Below are 17,211 nucleotides of genomic sequence, written 5' to 3'. Positions count from 1 at the left end.
TGACGTTGATGAAATTTGATTCAACGGTTGCCCTTATCCATAAATTAGTTGATGAACGAACGGTTCCAGGGGCAGCATACGCATTTTATGATGGTCATAAATGGTGCGATGCTGTCTATGGCGATCGTCAATGGATTCCTAAGTCGATTCAACTAACGCGGGGGTTAATATATGATGTTGCTTCATTAACCAAGGTGGTAGCAACGCTTCCCGTAATTTTACAGTTGATAGAAGAAGATCGCTTGGGACTACAAGATTCAGTTAGCGCCTATTTGCCCGAGTGGCAATTTCCTGAAGTTAAGATTTTTAATTTATTGACGCATACTTCTGGAATTGAGGGTTATATTCCAAATCGTAATCAATTAAATAAAGCGGAATTGACTAATGCATTGTTAAGTCAGTTACACGTTGGACCTAATTTAAATCATAAAATGGTCTATGCTGATGTTAACTTTATCTTTTTAGGTTGGATTGCAAGTCGAATCCTAGGAGCGCCAATTCAGCAATTAGCTGTCGATCGGGTTTTTAAACCATTAGCGATGAAACATTCTACGTTTACCCCCACACCGTCTGAATGCGTTGCAACCGAAGTGCTAGCTAACGATGTGGTGCTGCAAGGACGAGTCGATGATCCTAAGGCAAGCGTGTTAGGGGCTGATTGTGGTTCAGCAGGATTGTTCACTACGATGGGGGATTTGATTAAATTTACTGATGAGATGCTACATCCGACTGGCCGCATTTTAAGCCCAACAACGATTAATAGTCTGTATAGCGACCATACGATTAATGGAAAATTGGGTCGTTCATATGGTTGGGCTGTTGATCATTTTAAGACTGATTATATTTGGCAAACTGGCTATACTGGCACCGCCATGGTTATTGATGCGGTGAACGATCAAGCATTGATCTTATTAACCAACCGCATTCATCCCAATGCGCCGAATGAACCATTTATTGCTAAGCGCAATCAGATTATTGATTCATTTTTAAACCTTAACTAAAAAGACCGTTCGACAATTGCCGAACGGTCTTTTATTAGTATGATTCTGGAACTTCAATTGCAGCTTGTTTACTGAAATCTTGGTCTGGATATTTATTATGCAGGGCCGTTAGCAGCATCCGCTTTGCTAATTGACCATTTCGAGCTAGGATCGGTCCATGAAAGTAAGTGCAATAAACATTCTTATAAATGGCACCTTCTGATTGGTCCTTTCCATTATTACCATACCCTTTGATGATCTTACCAAGTGGTTTTTCACCCGCACCTAAATAGGTAACTCCTTGGTGATTTTCAAAGCCCTTGTAGGTATCACCATTTTCACCATTATGGATCGAGATGTTACCAATGAAGCGATTATCATGTTGTTGTTCAGTGTGGTGGTTTAATGCCCCGATTCCAGGGATTTTATCACCGTTAGCATTAACGTAGTATTTACCAAGCATTTGGAAACCACCGCAAATTGCGACCATTGGCTTGCCTGCTTCGATGTATTTGATCAATTCTGCCTTTTTCTTTTGAAGGTCCTTGGAGACGATTGATTGTTCAAAATCCTGGCCACCACCAAAGACAGCAAGATCGTAATCATCAGCCTTAAAATTGGTGTCTAAACTCACGACATCTGAGTCGACTTGGACGCCCATTTGTTTACCATAGTATTTGAGCGCTAAAATATTGCCATAATCACCATAGGTATTCATTAAATCACCATAAAGGTGGGCGATTCTTAATTCGTATTTAGCCATTATTCAATCCCCCTTTTAATGTAACCCTTGGTTGCAAAATCATTGCGAATCTGAATCATTGCAGTGTAGGTAGCAAGGATGTAGACCTTCTTAGTCGGGAGGTTAGGAATTTCAGCAACGATTTTTTCTAGGTTGGGTTGGACTTCGTGTTTGTCATCTGGCACCCCAGCAATTTTAAGTCGGAAGGTAATGTCTTTATACCGTTCTCCACCAGTAATAAATTTTTTGATGTTCATGTGAGGCAACCGTTCAAAATCACCGTCCCAGATCCAACTGGTGTCAATCCCATCCGCATAGTTAGCGTTCAATAACCCAATGAATGAGAATGGATCTCGATCGGTAGAAATCATATCAATGACTTGATTAAGCCCAACTGGGTTTTTCACTAAAATTAACGTAACTTCCTTATCACCAACTTTAATGATTTCTTGGCGACCAAAAATGTGTTCATTATTATGGAAGGCTTTTGCAATTTTTTCTGGTTTAACCCCCATGATGCGTCCGACTGAGTAAGCAGCAAGGGCGTTATAAATATTATAGATTCCACCAATATCAATTTGGAAATGGTCACCTTCAATGTCAAATTGAGATGATGTCGGTAATAATTCATTGATCTTGGTTAGTTGAAAATCAAGGTGGGGGCGCTTATAACCACAATTAGGACAAAAGTAATTGCCTAAATTACTGTAAGTAATTGAATGGTAGTGGAGGATGTTCTCGCACTTAGGGCAGAGCACTCCATCGGTATTGGGTTTGGCTTTAATATCATTTTCAGCTAGTTCTGGGTGATCGTTGAATCCATAGAACAGCCGCTTATTTGGTAAATCATCAGAATTAAAGATTGGCGCATCGCCATTAGCGATGATTGTAGCGTCAGGAGCTAACTTAGCACCATCTAAAATCTTTTGATAGGTAGTATAAATTTCACCGTAGCGATCCATTTGGTCACGGAAAATATTGGTAAAGACCATGGCCTTTGGTTTGATATACTTAGTAACCTTGATTACATTGGCTTCATCGACTTCTAAGACGGCGACTGGTTTAGCATCCTTAGTATTCTTGGCTCTTAAGAACGTCGTCACGATTCCCTGTTCCATGTTAGAACCAGATGGGTTTGTTAATACATTTTGATACTTTTGTTTAAGGACCTGCACCGTTAGAGCGGTTGTCAAAGTCTTACCGTTCGTACCAGTAATGATGATTACATCGTAATTTTGACCCATTGATTTTAACACTTCGGGGTCGATCTTGGTGGTAATCTTACCTGGGAGTGAACTTCCACCCTTTAAAAAGGTGTGTAAGAACCAGTATGAAGATTTACCGACTAAAGTAGCAATTTCACTTCTTAATGACATCTGCGCCATTCCTCCAATTGATTTAATCAAATGATAATTTTAACATATTTTAAATTGAAACCCACTAAAAAGGGACTAATTTTACGGAAAATCAAAAATACATAGCTATCGAAATTCATTTATAAATCAGCTATAATAGGATAGTAGTTTATTTATATGAGAGAGGGATTTTTAAATGGCCCAGCTTTATTTCCGCTATGGTGCAATGAATAGTGGTAAAACAATTGAAATTATTAAGGTGGCCCATAATTATGAAGAAGAGGGTAAATCGGTCATAATTATGACGAGCGGCTTAGACACACGGGATGGTTTTGGCATGGTGGCATCGCGGATCGGGTTGAAACGCAAGGCCGTGCCAATCATGGACGATACGAACGTGTTTGAATACGTTAAGCAAACGAATCCAGATGCTAACTGTGTATTAGTTGATGAAGCCCAGTTCTTAAAACGGGACCATGTTTTACAACTAACGCGGATCGTTGATGAATTAGGGATTCCGGTAATGGCATTCGGCCTCAAAAATGACTTTCAGAACCATTTGTTCGAGGGTTCTGAGGCATTGTTGATCTTTGCTGATAAGATCGAAGAGATGAAAACCGTTTGTTGGTTCTGCGATCGCAAGGCCACGATGCCATTGCGCTTTCAAGATCATCATCCAGTTTATGAGGGTGAACAAATTCAAGTAGGTGGTAATGAATCATACTATCCAGTTTGCCGTAAGCATTACTTTAATCCACCGTTAGATAAAATATAGAAAGTGAGGCGCACCATTAATGAGTAGCGATTTTGAGAAGATTTTTGATAAACTGCAAGCCGCAGTTGACCGTTATGACGAGTTGAACGAATTAATCAGTGACCCAGAAGTGATTGCTGACACACCACGGTTTATGAAGCTCTCTAAGGAAGAGGGGAGTTTGCGTGATCTAGTTGCTGCATATAATAAGTACAAACAGATCACGGATGCGATTGCTGAAGATAAGGCAATGTTAAATGATAATTTAGATGATGATATGACCGAAATGGTCAAGGATGAATTAAATGATCTGACCCAACAGGATGAAGAGATCGAAGAAAAGATCAAGATCATGTTACTACCACAAGATCCGAATGATGATAAAAATATCATTATGGAAATTCACGGAGCCGCTGGTGGTGACGAAGGAAGCCTTTTTGCTGCTGATTTATTCAATATGTATTCCAAGTATGCTGAAAAGCAGGGATGGACCACTGAAGTGATTGATAAAAATGAAACTGAAGTTGGTGGATTTAAGGAAATCACCCTGATGATCACAGGAAGTAAGGTCTATTCTAAACTGAAGTTTGAAAACGGAGCCCATCGGGTGCAAAGAATTCCTTCAACCGAATCAGCTGGTCGAATTCATACCTCCACTGCTACAGTTGGGGTCATGCCTGAAGCAGAAGACGTCGATATCGATATTGATCCAAAGGATATCAGAGTGGATGTTTACCGTTCTTCTGGAGCTGGTGGTCAACATATTAATAAGACTTCATCGGCTGTGCGGATGACGCATTTGCCCACTGGAATCGTGGTAACGATGCAAGATCAACGTTCCCAACAACAAAACCGTGCTAAAGCAATGCAAATCCTACGGGCGCGGGTTTATGATTATTACCAACAAAAAGAAACCGCAGCGTATGATGAACAAAGAAAAAACGCTGTCGGAACTGGTGATCGTTCCGAACGGATTAGGACCTATAACTACCCACAAAATCGGGTCACTGATCATCGGATTGGTCTGACACTAAATAAGTTGGATAAGATCATGAACGGTGATTTGGAAGAAATTATCGATGCTTTGATTATTTCTGATCAAGCCCATAAGTTGGAGCAATTGAGCAATGGTTAATTCAATTACTTTTTTTGAAGCCCAGAAAAGGGCTTCTTTGTGTATTAAGGACCATAACATGGATGAATCGGTAGCTAACTACCTATTGATTCATCGATTGAAGTGGTCTGACACGGATTTATTATTACACTATCGTGATTTCATGTCTGAAAGTCAATTAGCCCAGTATCAAGAAGATATTAACCGTTATCTAGACGGACAACCCCCTCAATACATTATTGGAACTGCTGATTTTTATGGGCACACGCTCAATGTTGACCCAGCTGTTTTGATTCCCCGTCCAGAAACTGAAGAGCTAGTTGACTGGATTTTAGAAACGCACGATGATGAACCTATATCAGTTTTAGATGTTGGCACTGGGAGCGGTGCGATTGCAATCGCCTTGCAAGCGGAACGAAAAAAATGGTCGATTACTGGATCAGATATTTCGGAATCAGCTTTAAAAGTAGCTGAACAAAACGCGAACGTTCGTAAATTACCAATAAAATTCGTGCAAAGCGACCTTTTTTCTTCAATTTTTTATAAAAAATACGATTTAATTGTCAGTAATCCCCCATATATTTCGGAAAATGAGGTAAAATATATGAATGAGAGCGTTATTAATTTTGAACCACATTTAGCTTTGTTTGCTAAAAATAACGGTCTTGCGCTTTATCAAGGTATTGCTGATCATTTTAGATCCGTCGCCAAGCCGCATGGTGAAATCTTTTTGGAAATTGGTTTTCATCAGGAGTCCGCAGTAGTTGCAATTTTTGAACATGCAGTTCCCGATGCTAAAATTGAGACCAGAAGGGATTTTAATGGTAATCAAAGAATGGTTAGAATCAAATATTAAGGAGGGATTGGAGTTTGGAAACTCACATTTATCAGCCTAATGAAATTAAACAGGCTGCTGAAGATATTAAGCGCGGTGATTTAGTTGCCTTTCCGACTGAGACGGTTTATGGACTTGGCGCTGATGCAACTAATGAAGCGGCGGTAAAAAAAGTTTATGCGGCAAAGGGACGACCAAGTGATAATCCATTGATCGTGCATGTTTCTGGAATTGAGGCGGTTGAAAAATACGCAGAACCACTTTCCGAACCTGCTAAGCAATTGATTAAGACATTTTGGCCTGGCCCTTTAACAATAATCTTTAAATTAAAGCCTGATAGTCTTTCGAAAGCGGTCACTGGTGGTCTAGATACTGCAGCGTTTAGAAATCCTAAAAATCAAGTTACGATTGATTTGATTAAAACCGCTGGCGTACCATTAGTTGGTCCATCTGCGAATACTTCAGGCAAGCCTAGTCCAACCACTGCAATGCATGTTTATCATGATTTAAATGGTAAGATTGCGGGGGTCATTGACGATGGCCCCACTGACATTGGGGTCGAATCAACCGTTTTAGACATGTCAACTGACGTGCCAGCCATTTTAAGGCCAGGGGGCGTGACTGCAGAACAGCTACGTGCGGTCCTGGGCACCGTTGACGACGAAAAACATAGTGTGTCTGGCAGCGAAGCGCCTAAAGCGCCGGGCATGAAGTATAAACACTATGCACCAAATGCACAGGTCTACATCGTTGATCACGATGCTGATTGGCAACAAGCTAGTCAATGGGCCGCTGCTCAACCTACTAAGGTCGGCGTAATGACTACCGATGCAGTAATGAACAGTGCAAAGTGGCCCGCAAACGTTGAACTATTTAGCTTAGGAGCTGATGTAAAGTCAGCCAGCCACTTGTTGTTCAAGGGTTTACGGCACTTTGATGACGAACCCGACGTTAAAGCGATTTTAACTGAGGGGTTCAAAGCGGATGGATTAGGTGAAGCATACATGAATCGGTTGAACAAATCAGCTGGTCAAATGCATTTTGAGATTAAAAAATAACTGGTTGTTTACAAGTATCATTTTTGGAATATAAAACATGAGGGGTTTTAATAATGATTAAATATGATTATCGTGCAGCAGATCCAGAACTATGGGCAGCAATTGACAATGAAAAGAATCGCCAACAAGATAACATTGAATTGATCGCATCCGAAAACATCACTTCCGATGCCGTTATGGCAGCCCAAGGGACTGTTTTGACCAACAAGTACGCAGAAGGGCTTCCTGAAAAGCGTTACTACGGTGGTTGTGAATTTATCGACGTTGTTGAACAACTTGCCATTGATCGTGCCAAGAAGCTTTTTGGTGCCGAATTTGCCAATGTTCAACCCCATTCTGGTTCCCAAGCCAACCAAGCTGCTTACGCTGCTTTCTTAAAGCCTGGTGACAGAATTTTAGGAATGGACCTAAACGCCGGTGGTCATTTGAGCCACGGTGCGAAGTTTAACTTCTCAGGAAAGATTTATGACACTTTCACTTACGGTTTGGACCCTAACAGTGAAGAATTGGACTATGACGCCATTATGGAAGCCGCTAAGGAAGTTCAACCTAAGATGATCGTTGCCGGAGCTTCTGCTTACAGCCGAATCATTGACTGGAAGAAGTTCAGAGAAATTGCTGATGCTGTCGGTGCATATTTAATGGTAGATATGGCTCACATCGCTGGATTAGTTGCCACTGGTTTACACCCAAGTCCAGTTGGCATTGCCGATGTTGTTACCACTACTACCCATAAAACTCTTCGTGGACCTCGTGGTGGTTTAATTCTATCCCAAGAAAAGTATGCTAAAAAGATCAATTCCGCAGTCTTCCCAGGAACTCAAGGGGGTCCACTAGAACACGTGATCGCCGCTAAGGCTGAAACCTTCTACGAAGACTTACAACCAGAATACAAGACTTATTGTGAACAAATCATCAAGAATGCCAAGGCAATGGCAAAGGTATTCAACGATTCCGATAACGTAAGTGTTGTATCCGGTGGAACTGATAACCACTTGTTAAACTTAGACTTAAGTAAGACTGATATTTCTGGTCGTCAACTACAAGAAATGTTAGAATCAGTTATGATTACTACCAATAAAGAAATGCTTCCAAATGATAAGCGCAAGCCAACAGAAACCAGTGGAATTAGAATTGGGACTCCTGCCATCACGACCCGTGGATTTAAAGAAGCCGATGCCACTCGGGTTGCTGAATTAATCTTGGACGTGATTAATGGACATGACGATGACCAAGTAATGAAGGAAGTTCGCGCTGGAGTTCAAGGATTGACTGACGCTCACCCAATCGAATGGTAAGCTAAAGGAGATTTATAATGGGTAAACTTGAAGTGATGAATCATCCATTGATTCAACATAAATTAACGATTATTAGGGACAAAAATTGTGGAACGCGTGAATTTCGTGAGGTGACGAATGAGATTGCACGGCTCCTAGCCTTTGAAGCATCGCGTGATTTACCCGTTGAAAATGTCGAGATTGAAACCCCAATGGGGAAGACGACCTCAAAGCAATTAGCGGGTAAAAAATTGGCCGTGGTGCCCATTTTACGGGCCGGCATTGGAATGGTCGATGGAATGCTTGATTTGATTCCAGCCGCTAAAGTTGGCCATATTGGGATGTATCGGGATGAAGAAACTTTCGAACCACATGAATATTTTGTGAAATTACCTTCCGATATTGACCAACGGCAAATTTTTGTTGTGGATCCAATGCTTGCAACTGGTGGTTCCGCAAATATGGCAATCGATGCGCTTAAAAAGCGTGGTGCTAAACCCGAAAACATTAAATTTATTTGCTTAGTTGCTGCTCCAGAGGGAGTCAAAGCGCTTCAAGATGCCCATCCAGATGTCGACATCATTGCAGCAGCCCTCGATGATCACCTCGAAGACGGGTATATTTTTCCTGGACTTGGTGATGCAGGGGACCGCTTATTTGGCACGAAATAGAAATAAAGGAAAGTATCGCCTAGTTTTAGGCGATACTTTTTTATTTGATATTCTTTAAGATGTTTGTAATGTAAATTAACGCAAATTTACTTTTTGCTTTGAAATAATTTTAAAACAGTGGTAATATTTCTAGTGTATTTATTAAGATAAATACAAATTCACTTTTGAATAAATAATCTTGTATATTTATTACATTTGAATTGTAATAGGTGTATCATAGTTGGATAGGTTACATGAAAAGAGGTGAAATTCTTGAATGATAAAATTTCAACTTTCCACCTTGGTGGATTAACATTTAATATTGGTAATATGGTTGCGGCAACAGTTGCTGCAGCAATCGTATTAGTGATCGTAGTTTGGTTGTCGCGTAATTTGCAAGTGCGTCCCACTAGTAAGAAACAAGCGGTGTTAGAATCATTAATTGATTTTTCTAATACGACTACGCGTGGTTCAATGAGCGATAACGATGCTGCTAGTTTTAAACTCTATGGATTTGTTTTATTTGTCTTAATTTTTGTGTCAAACCAATTAGGTTTAATGCTTCAAGTAGATGTAAATGGTGTCACTTACATTAAGAGTCCAACTGCGGATCCAATGTTTACGATGACATTAGCATTGTTCACAATTACGCTATCTCACTACGTAGGTGTTAAGAAGCTTGGGTTTGGGGGGTACTTTAAGAATACGTATCTAGAACCATTCGTATTCTGGTTCCCACTCGCATTGTTTGAAGAATTTTCGAATTTCCTAACCTTAGGACTTCGTTTATTCGGGGTTATTTATGCCGGTGAAATTCTTTTGAAACTTGTCGGTGGTTTGGCATTCTCAGATGGAATTGTCACCATTATCGGGTTAGCACCAATTGAGCTAATCTGGCAAGCGTTCTCAATTTTCCTAGGTGCGATCCAAGCCTACGTGTTTGTAACCTTAACTTCAGTATATATTAATGGAAAAATATCTGCTGAATAATATTTTTTAAATTGTCTATAAATAAGGAGGACTATAGTTATGGGATTAATCGGAGCTGGTATTGCTTTAGCAGGTGCTGCCATCGGTGGTGGTATCGGTGATGGTATCGTTGCTTCTAAGTTACTAGAAGGAATGGTTCGTCAACCAGAAATGCAAGGTAAGTTATTTACTAACATGTTTATTGGTGTTGGTTTGGTTGAAGCTATGCCTATCTTAGCTGTCGTTGTTGGTTTCATTCTTATGGGTAAGTAATTTAAAACTCAAACATTACATTGACGTAAGGAGGTGTCAATAGATGCTTTCACAGTTGGTATTCGGAGCTGAATTAGCTTACGGAACAATGCTTTACTACTTAATCTTGTTCTTAGTTCTAGTATTCTTGATTAAAATTTTTGCTTGGAAACCGATCAACAAAATGTTGAACGAACGGACTCAACAAATCGTTAGCGATATTGATTCTGCAAAGCAAAAAAATCAAGAAGCCGATAGTTTAGCTAAGCAACGTCAAGCAGAACTTGACAAGTCACATGATGAAGCAAGTACGATTATTAGTAACGCTAAGCAATCAGGTCAAAAGCAACAAGAACAAATCGTCTCTGACGCACAAAACGATGCTCAAACCATCAAGGACAATGCTCACAAGAGTATTGAACAAGAACGTCAAGACGTCTTAGCAAATACCAAAAATGATGTGGCAAACTTATCTATTGAAATCGCTTCTAAGATCATTCAAAAAGAATTAAACGCAAACGACCAGAAGGCGCTAATTGATTCTTACATCGAAGGGTTGGGGAAGCAAAATGAGTCTAGATAAAGTTACATTTTCAAAACGCTACGCGAAAGCGTTATTCGACTTACTAAAGGCTGATAATGAACTAGATTCTGGTTATGAAGACTTACAGTCAATTAAGGCGGTCTTTGAAGATAACCCTAGTTTTGCTCCGGTATTGAGCAACGTTAGCTTTCCAGAAGCTGATAAAGCTAAATTAGTTAAGTCAATGATTGATAGTGCTAGTTCAAAATACATTCAAAACTTAATTCAGGTTTTAGCTGGTAGTGATAATATGGATAAAATGGTTGCGACCATTGATGCCTTTACTGACATTTATGATGAATATAACCATATTGTTCACGCTGAACTAATCAGTGCCGTTGCTCTTGACGCTGAACAACAATCTAAATTAAAGGACGCCTTTGCTAAGCGCACTGGTGCCAAGAAGGTTGTTTTGGATAGCAAGGTCGATCCAAGTATTATTGGTGGTTTAATTATTAAATCAGCAGATGTTACCTTTGATGGGAGCGTTAAGTCAAAACTTAATCGCGTAAAGCAACTCCTATTAAAGTAAACGATATCTAAATCGAAGAGGTGAAAACTTTTATGAGCATTAAGGCTGAGGAAATTAGTGCTTTAATCAAGCAACAATTAGCCGGATACAAGGACGAGCTCTCAGTTGAAGAAACTGGTGTCGTTACCTACGTTGGTGACGGGATTGCTCGTGCTCACGGTCTAAATAATGCACTATCTGGTGAATTACTTGAATTCTCAGATGGCGTTTATGGAATGGTTCAAAACCTCGAAAGCAATGATGTTGGTATCGTTGTTTTAGGTGATTTTGATGGTATTCGTGAAGGCGATTCCGTTAAGCGGACTGGCCGAATCATGGAAGTTCCAGTAGGTGAATCAATGGTTGGACGGGTCGTTAACGCCCTTGGTCAACCAATCGATGGTAAAGGCGACATTAAAAGCGATGGAACCCTACCAATTGAACGTAAAGCTCCTGGAATCATGGACCGTCAAAGTGTTGAAGAACCATTACAAACTGGGATTAAAGCCATTGATGCATTAGTTCCAATTGGTCGTGGTCAACGTGAATTAATTATCGGTGACCGTAAGACTGGTAAGACTTCAATCGCAATTGATACGATCTTGAACCAAAAGGATCAAGACATGATCTGTATCTACGTTGCCATTGGACAAAAGGATTCAACTGTGCGGAGTCAAGTGAATACGCTTGAAAAGTTTGGGGCAATGGATTACACGATCGTTGTTTCTGCTGGTCCATCAGAACCAGCTCCATTACTTTACATCGCACCTTATGCTGGGACTGCAATGGGTGAATACTTCATGAATAAGGGTAAGCATGTTTTGATTATCTACGATGATCTTACTAAGCAAGCTAATGCTTATCGTGAACTTTCATTGATCTTGCGTCGTCCTCCAGGTCGTGAAGCTTATCCTGGTGATATCTTCTACACCCACTCCCGTTTACTAGAACGTTGTGCTAAGTTGAACGATAAGTTAGGTGGCGGTTCAATTACCGGACTTCCAATCGTTGAAACTCAAGCAGGGGACGTTTCAGCATATATCCCAACCAACGTTATTTCCATCACTGATGGTCAAATCTTCTTGAACGCTGATTCATTCTACTCTGGAATTCGTCCAGCCATCGATGCCGGAACTTCTGTTTCCCGTGTTGGTGGGGATGCCCAAATCAAAGCGATGAAGAAGGTTGGTGGGACCCTTCGTTTGGATCTTGCATCATATCGTGAATTGGAATCATTTGCTCAATTTGGTTCTGATTTGGATTCTGCAACCCAAGCTAAGTTGAACCGTGGTGCTAGAACCGTTGAAGTTCTTAAGCAACCACTTCATGATCCAATGCCAGTTGAACAACAAGTCCTTGTACTTTTCTGTTTAACTCGTGGATTCTTGGACAAGGTTCAATTAGGTGATATCCAACGTTATCAAGAAGAAGTAATCGACTTCTTCAAGTCTAACCATCAAGATATCTTAGACAGTATTGTTAAAACTGGTAACTTACCAGATGAAGATACATTTAGTAGTGCTGTTAAGGAATTTGCTCAAAATTTCCAACCAAGTCAATCTCAAGAAGACGATAAACAAACTAACTAGCTTGAAGGGATGGTGAAACAATGTCTTTGAATGATGTTAAACATCGCATTCAATCAACTAAAAAAACACATCAAATTACCACTGCGATGGAAATGGTGCAAACTGCAAAGTTGACCCAAATCCAAAAGCATGCGGTTAGTTATGAACAATATGTTTCACGTGTTAAAGCGGTTGTATTGCATTTAGCTAAGACTCATTTATTAGATAACTTTAATTCCTCAAGTAAGTCAAACTCCAAGGGTAAGACTGCCTATCTAGTTATTACGTCTGATCGTGGAATGGTTGGAAGTTATAATAGTAATGTGATTCGCGGTGCGAATGAATTTATTCAAGAGCACACACCAAACAACGACGATTACCTATTATTAGCAGTTGGTGGAAACGGTGCTGATTTTTATAAGAAGCGTGGTGCAAACGTTGCTTATGAATACCGGGGCGTTTCTGATATTCCTACTTTTAGAGAAGTAAAGGAAATTGTTGATACGGTAACTTCGATGTATAATGATGGTGTCTTTAGCGAACTTTACGTTTGTTATAGTCATTTTGTGAACCGAATGACTTCAAACTTTCGGGCTGAAAAAATGTTGCCATTGGATGACGAAACAATTAATACTGGAAAGAGTGGGGATGTGAAAGCATCCGAAATCGGTCCTACTTATGACGTTGAACCAGATGAAGGTTCCGTATTGCGGGTTGTAATTCCCCAATACACTGAAGGGTTGATCTTTGGAGCAATCCTAGATGCCAAAACTTCTGAACATGCTTCTAGTTCAACTGCCATGAGTGCTGCATCTGATAATGCGGAAGATTTAATTGGAAAGTTACAATTACAATATAATAGAGCTCGTCAAGCTGCAATTACCACTGAAATTACTGAAATTACAGGTGGTCAAGAAGCCTTGAAGCATTAATATGGGAGGAATTAACGAATAATGAGTACTGGAAAAGTTATCCAAGTAATCGGACCAGTTATTGACGTTGAATTCCCTGCGGATGTTAAATTACCTGATATCAATACTGCCCTTAAGATTAAGAGTGGTAATGATGATAAAGATTTAGTTACTGAAGTTATGTTGGAATTAGGTAACGGTGTTGTTCGGACCATTGCCATGGACGGAACCGATGGTTTACGTCGTGGAATGGAAGTCGAAGATACTGAAGCCCCAATTTCAGTACCTGTTGGTGACGATACTTTAGGTCGGGTCTTTAACGTTCTCGGTGATACAATCGATAACGGCCCTGAATTCGGTCCAGACGCAGAACGTTGGCCAATTCATAGAGACGCACCAGCATACGACGAATTAAGTACTTCAACTGAAGTGCTTGAAACCGGAATTAAGGTTATCGACTTATTAGCACCATACATTCGTGGTGGTAAAGTTGGACTTTTCGGTGGTGCCGGTGTTGGTAAGACTGTTTTAATTCAAGAATTAATCCATAATATTGCTCAAGGACACAACGGAATTTCTGTTTTCACCGGTGTTGGTGAACGGACTCGTGAAGGTAACGATATGTACTTCGAAATGAAGGGTTCGGGTGTTCTTAAGCAAACTGCCATGGTGTATGGACAAATGAACGAGCCACCTGGTGCCCGTATGCGGGTTGCCTTGACTGGTTTAACCATTGCTGAATACTTCCGTGATGCTAAGGGTTCTGACGTGCTATTGTTCATCGATAACATCTTCAGATTTACCCAAGCCGGAATGGAAGTTTCTGCCTTGTTAGGACGGATTCCATCAGCCGTTGGTTACCAACCAACGTTAGCTACTGAAATGGGTCAATTACAAGAACGGATCACATCAACTAAGAAGGGTGCCATTACATCCATCCAAGCTGTTTATGTTCCTGCCGATGATTATACCGACCCTGCTCCAGCAACTACTTTTGCTCACTTGGATGCCACTACTAACTTGACGCGTTCATTAACTCAACAAGGGATTTATCCAGCCGTGGATCCATTGGCATCTACTTCTTCTGCACTTGACCCTGCTATTATTGGTCAAAAGCACTATGAAGTTGCCAATGAAGTTCAACAAGTACTTCAAAGATACCGTGAACTACAAGACATTATCTCTATCTTAGGGATGGATGAATTGTCAGATGAAGAAAAGACGATCGTTAACCGTGCTCGTCGGATTCAATTCTTCTTATCACAAAGCTTTAGTGTTGCTGAACAATTTACTGGTCTTCCTGGTAAGTACGTTCCTGTCGAAAAGACTGTTGACAGTTTCAAAGCCATCTTAGATGGTAAATACGATGACATCCCAGAAGATGCATTTAGAAACTGTGGTCCAATCGAAGACGTTGAAGAAAACGCTAAAAAGATGAAGGCAAACGCTAACAACTAAGGAGGGTTCTAATTGGCTGATAACTCAGTATTAACCATTAGTATCGTTACTCCTGATGGAATGGTCTATCAAAATGACCAAGCTTATCTAGTAATTGTTAAAACCAAAACTGGTGAACTTGGGATTATGCATGACCATCTTCCTGTTATCGCTTCTCTAGAAGTAGACGAAGCGCGAGTTAAATACGATAATGGTAAAGAAGATGAAATTGCCGTTAATGGTGGTTTTGTTGAATTCTCCAATAACGTTTTAACCATTATTGCCGATAGTGCTGAAAAGCAAGGCGATATTGATGTTGAACGTGCTGAACGGGCACGTGATCGGGCTAAACAAAGACTGGAAGAAGCACAAAGTAAACATGACAATCAGACTATTACCCGTAGTCAAATTGCCTTACAACGTGCCGTCAACCGGATTCACGTTGCTCGTCATTAATAAATTTTAATAAAAGAGATCGCAAAAGAGTAATAACTTTTGTGGTCTCTTTTTTTGCTATGTTACAATTAAGGAATATAAAAGATATTTAGTATAAAATGTGATATAGTAATGAAATAGGGAAGGTCGGATTTATGGTACATTCTAGTTTGATTATTTCAATTGTAACAATTGTTAGTCATTTGTTTTTTATTTCAATTGCTTTTTGGTGGATTCAAGATATTCACATTGAGCGATACATTAGGATGCATGAACCACAAGCAAAAATGATGATCGTGATGTTATCCGTAGTTGTTGGATTCATCTGTAGTTCATTTTTTATCGACATTATTAATGCGATTTTAGGCTTGTCCGCTTTCACTAAATTGCTCTAGGAGGTTTTGTTGTTTTGGATAAGATTGTTGTGCAGGGTGGCAATCGTTTAACTGGTGAAGTACATATCGAAGGTGCTAAAAATGCTGTTTTGCCTTTGTTAGCTGCTTCGATCCTCGCTAGTAAAGATAGAGTAACCCTCGATAACGTTCCATTGTTATCAGATGTATATACAATGAACGAAGTCCTTCGTTTTTTAAACATTAAAATTGAATTCAATAAAAATAAAAATCAAATTATTTTGGATGCTTCTAAGAATATTTCATCAGAGGCACCTTTTGAATATGTATCAAAAATGAGAGCTTCAATTGTTGTGATGGGTCCATTGTTAGCCCGCTTGGGTCATGCAAAGATTGCCCTACCAGGTGGTTGTGCGATTGGATCGCGACCAATTGATTTACATTTAAAGGGGTTTGAAAAATTAGGGGCTCGGATTGAACAACATGACGGGTATGTCGAAGCTTTTGCTGAGGACGGCCTTGTCGGTAGTGATATTTACCTTGATTTTCCAAGTGTTGGTGCTACTCAAAACATTATGATGGCTGCTACCCTTGCTAAGGGTAAAACCACCATTCGCAATGTTGCCCGTGAGCCAGAAATTGTTGATCTGGCAATGCTCCTTAATTTAATGGGTGCAAAAGTGGTTGGTGCTGGGACTGAAACACTTAAAATTGAAGGTGTTAAAGAGTTGCACGGTGCTGAACACAGTGTTGTACAGGATCGAATTGAAGCTGGGACCTTTATGGTGGCGGCTGCAGCCACCCAAGGTGATGTTTTGATTCTGGATGCGATTGCTGAACATAATAAGCCATTGATCGTTAAAATGCGTGAAATGGGAGTTACGATCATCGAAAGAGATGAAGGAATTGAGGTAATTGGTCCTAAGCAGCTAAAGCCGACTGATGTTAAAACGATGCCTTATCCTGGTTTTCCGACTGATATGCAACCGCAAATGACAATTTTGCAATTGTTAGCCAATGGGACCAGTACGATGACTGAAACGGTTTTTGAAAATCGTTTCATGCATTTAGAGGAACTACGGCGGATGAATGCTCATTATACAATTAATGGTCGGACCGTCGTAATGCAGGGTCCAACTGATTTTAACGGAGCTGAAGTTTCTGCAACTGATTTAAGAGCTGGTGCGGCATTGGTAATTGCTGGATTGGCTGCTAAAGGAATTACAACTGTTGGTCATCTACAGTACTTGGACCGTGGATACTATAACTTCCATGGTAAATTAGCTGCCCTTGGTGCTAAGATTAAGCGAATTAATGTTAGTGAAGATGGTAAAATCATTTTAAAACAAGGGACTAAGGAAAATAGATAATAATTGTTTTGAATTGTAAAGGAGTTCTTTAGAACTCCTTTTTGTATATGTTAACTA

General features: G+C 40.1%; 19 protein-coding genes. 17 read left to right on the top strand and 2 right to left on the bottom strand.

Annotation, left to right across the window (positions count from 1 at the left end):
• Positions 1-8: 8 nt before the first annotated feature.
• Positions 9-1,001 carry a serine hydrolase domain-containing protein gene (locus ACSYTE_RS05935; protein WP_491716526.1) on the top strand — a complete coding sequence of 331 codons (993 nt, stop codon included), beginning with the start codon at positions 9-11 and terminating at the stop codon, positions 999-1,001.
• Positions 1,002-1,035: 34 nt separating this feature from the next.
• Here the strand turns inward: ACSYTE_RS05935 and ACSYTE_RS05930 are convergent, their stop codons facing one another.
• Together ACSYTE_RS05930 and ACSYTE_RS05925 are read right to left on the bottom strand one after the other, a co-directional pair.
• Entirely contained in the window at positions 1,036-1,743 is a 708-nt protein-coding gene (locus tag ACSYTE_RS05930) for a type 1 glutamine amidotransferase (RefSeq protein ID WP_491716525.1), read from the bottom strand.
• A complete protein-coding gene (locus ACSYTE_RS05925) occupies positions 1,743-3,098 on the bottom strand; it encodes a MurT ligase domain-containing protein (protein ID WP_491716524.1) in 1,356 nt (451 codons plus the stop codon). The genes ACSYTE_RS05930 and ACSYTE_RS05925 overlap by 1 nt, the downstream gene beginning before the upstream one ends.
• Positions 3,099-3,273: 175 nt before the next feature.
• Here ACSYTE_RS05925 and ACSYTE_RS05920 point away from each other — a divergent pair, with 175 nt between their 5' ends.
• From ACSYTE_RS05920 to murA, 16 genes are all read left to right on the top strand, one after another.
• Positions 3,274-3,852, top strand: coding sequence for a thymidine kinase (locus ACSYTE_RS05920; RefSeq protein WP_491716523.1), 579 nt, complete (start codon positions 3,274-3,276; stop codon positions 3,850-3,852).
• A 19-nt stretch (positions 3,853-3,871) separates the two neighbouring features.
• A complete protein-coding gene (prfA, locus tag ACSYTE_RS05915; protein WP_491716522.1) occupies positions 3,872-4,966 on the top strand; it encodes a peptide chain release factor 1 in 1,095 nt (364 codons plus the stop codon).
• Positions 4,959-5,801 (top strand): peptide chain release factor N(5)-glutamine methyltransferase, encoded by an 843-nt coding sequence (prmC, locus tag ACSYTE_RS05910; protein WP_491716521.1) that lies wholly within the window; start codon positions 4,959-4,961, stop codon positions 5,799-5,801. Before prfA ends, prmC begins: the two co-directional genes overlap by 8 nt.
• Positions 5,802-5,815: 14 nt before the next feature.
• The gene (locus ACSYTE_RS05905) at positions 5,816-6,838 is read left to right on the top strand and encodes an L-threonylcarbamoyladenylate synthase (protein ID WP_491716520.1); all 1,023 of its coding nucleotides are present in this window, start codon (positions 5,816-5,818) and stop codon (positions 6,836-6,838) included.
• Between the two features lie 53 nt (positions 6,839-6,891).
• Entirely contained in the window at positions 6,892-8,136 is a 1,245-nt protein-coding gene (gene glyA / locus ACSYTE_RS05900) for a serine hydroxymethyltransferase (RefSeq protein ID WP_491716519.1), read from the top strand.
• A 17-nt stretch (positions 8,137-8,153) separates the two neighbouring features.
• Positions 8,154-8,786: a uracil phosphoribosyltransferase gene (gene upp, locus ACSYTE_RS05895; RefSeq protein WP_491716518.1), complete on the top strand. Its 633-nt coding sequence runs from the start codon at positions 8,154-8,156 to the stop codon at positions 8,784-8,786.
• A gap of 252 nt (positions 8,787-9,038) precedes the next feature.
• Positions 9,039-9,755 carry a F0F1 ATP synthase subunit A gene (atpB, locus tag ACSYTE_RS05890; protein WP_491716517.1) on the top strand — a complete coding sequence of 239 codons (717 nt, stop codon included), beginning with the start codon at positions 9,039-9,041 and terminating at the stop codon, positions 9,753-9,755.
• 39 nt (positions 9,756-9,794) lie between these two features.
• A complete protein-coding gene (gene atpE, locus ACSYTE_RS05885) occupies positions 9,795-10,007 on the top strand; it encodes a F0F1 ATP synthase subunit C (protein WP_491716516.1) in 213 nt (70 codons plus the stop codon).
• A 43-nt stretch (positions 10,008-10,050) separates the two neighbouring features.
• Positions 10,051-10,569 (top strand): F0F1 ATP synthase subunit B, encoded by a 519-nt coding sequence (gene atpF / locus ACSYTE_RS05880; RefSeq protein WP_491716515.1) that lies wholly within the window; start codon positions 10,051-10,053, stop codon positions 10,567-10,569.
• A complete protein-coding gene (atpH, locus tag ACSYTE_RS05875) occupies positions 10,556-11,101 on the top strand; it encodes an ATP synthase F1 subunit delta (RefSeq protein ID WP_491716514.1) in 546 nt (181 codons plus the stop codon). The genes atpF and atpH overlap by 14 nt, the downstream gene beginning before the upstream one ends.
• Positions 11,102-11,133: 32 nt before the next feature.
• A complete protein-coding gene (gene atpA / locus ACSYTE_RS05870; protein WP_491716513.1) occupies positions 11,134-12,669 on the top strand; it encodes a F0F1 ATP synthase subunit alpha in 1,536 nt (511 codons plus the stop codon).
• Positions 12,670-12,689: 20 nt separating this feature from the next.
• Positions 12,690-13,580 (top strand): F0F1 ATP synthase subunit gamma, encoded by an 891-nt coding sequence (locus ACSYTE_RS05865; protein ID WP_491716512.1) that lies wholly within the window; start codon positions 12,690-12,692, stop codon positions 13,578-13,580.
• A gap of 21 nt (positions 13,581-13,601) precedes the next feature.
• Positions 13,602-15,017 carry a F0F1 ATP synthase subunit beta gene (atpD, locus tag ACSYTE_RS05860; RefSeq protein ID WP_491716511.1) on the top strand — a complete coding sequence of 472 codons (1,416 nt, stop codon included), beginning with the start codon at positions 13,602-13,604 and terminating at the stop codon, positions 15,015-15,017.
• 12 nt (positions 15,018-15,029) lie between these two features.
• A complete protein-coding gene (locus ACSYTE_RS05855) occupies positions 15,030-15,452 on the top strand; it encodes a F0F1 ATP synthase subunit epsilon (RefSeq protein WP_491716510.1) in 423 nt (140 codons plus the stop codon).
• A gap of 134 nt (positions 15,453-15,586) precedes the next feature.
• Positions 15,587-15,826, top strand: coding sequence for a DUF1146 family protein (locus ACSYTE_RS05850; protein ID WP_491716509.1), 240 nt, complete (start codon positions 15,587-15,589; stop codon positions 15,824-15,826).
• A 14-nt stretch (positions 15,827-15,840) separates the two neighbouring features.
• Positions 15,841-17,154, top strand: a complete 1,314-nt coding sequence (gene murA / locus ACSYTE_RS05845; protein ID WP_491716508.1) for a UDP-N-acetylglucosamine 1-carboxyvinyltransferase — start codon at positions 15,841-15,843, stop codon at positions 17,152-17,154.
• The last annotated feature ends 57 nt before the right edge of the window (positions 17,155-17,211 follow it).

Source organism: Nicoliella sp. ESL1120 (assembly GCF_058508515.1).
The sequence above is the reverse complement of the archived record's forward strand: the minus strand, read 5'-3'. Positions and strand labels throughout refer to the sequence as shown.

Bases quoted from the DNA above. Each gene is read 5' to 3' on its own strand.
- ACSYTE_RS05935 (WP_491716526.1), top strand. From the start codon at position 9: ATGAAATTTGATTCAACGGTTGCCCTTATCCATAAATTAGTTGATGAA.
- ACSYTE_RS05930 (WP_491716525.1), bottom strand. From the start codon at position 1,743: ATGGCTAAATACGAATTAAGAATCGCCCACCTTTATGGTGATTTAATG.
- ACSYTE_RS05925 (WP_491716524.1), bottom strand. From the start codon at position 3,098: ATGTCATTAAGAAGTGAAATTGCTACTTTAGTCGGTAAATCTTCATAC.
- ACSYTE_RS05920 (WP_491716523.1), top strand. From the start codon at position 3,274: ATGGCCCAGCTTTATTTCCGCTATGGTGCAATGAATAGTGGTAAAACA.
- prfA (WP_491716522.1), top strand. From the start codon at position 3,872: ATGAGTAGCGATTTTGAGAAGATTTTTGATAAACTGCAAGCCGCAGTT.
- prmC (WP_491716521.1), top strand. From the start codon at position 4,959: ATGGTTAATTCAATTACTTTTTTTGAAGCCCAGAAAAGGGCTTCTTTG.
- glyA (WP_491716519.1), top strand. From the start codon at position 6,892: ATGATTAAATATGATTATCGTGCAGCAGATCCAGAACTATGGGCAGCA.
- upp (WP_491716518.1), top strand. From the start codon at position 8,154: ATGGGTAAACTTGAAGTGATGAATCATCCATTGATTCAACATAAATTA.
- atpE (WP_491716516.1), top strand. From the start codon at position 9,795: ATGGGATTAATCGGAGCTGGTATTGCTTTAGCAGGTGCTGCCATCGGT.
- atpF (WP_491716515.1), top strand. From the start codon at position 10,051: ATGCTTTCACAGTTGGTATTCGGAGCTGAATTAGCTTACGGAACAATG.
- atpH (WP_491716514.1), top strand. From the start codon at position 10,556: ATGAGTCTAGATAAAGTTACATTTTCAAAACGCTACGCGAAAGCGTTA.
- atpA (WP_491716513.1), top strand. From the start codon at position 11,134: ATGAGCATTAAGGCTGAGGAAATTAGTGCTTTAATCAAGCAACAATTA.
- ACSYTE_RS05865 (WP_491716512.1), top strand. From the start codon at position 12,690: ATGTCTTTGAATGATGTTAAACATCGCATTCAATCAACTAAAAAAACA.
- atpD (WP_491716511.1), top strand. From the start codon at position 13,602: ATGAGTACTGGAAAAGTTATCCAAGTAATCGGACCAGTTATTGACGTT.
- ACSYTE_RS05850 (WP_491716509.1), top strand. From the start codon at position 15,587: ATGGTACATTCTAGTTTGATTATTTCAATTGTAACAATTGTTAGTCAT.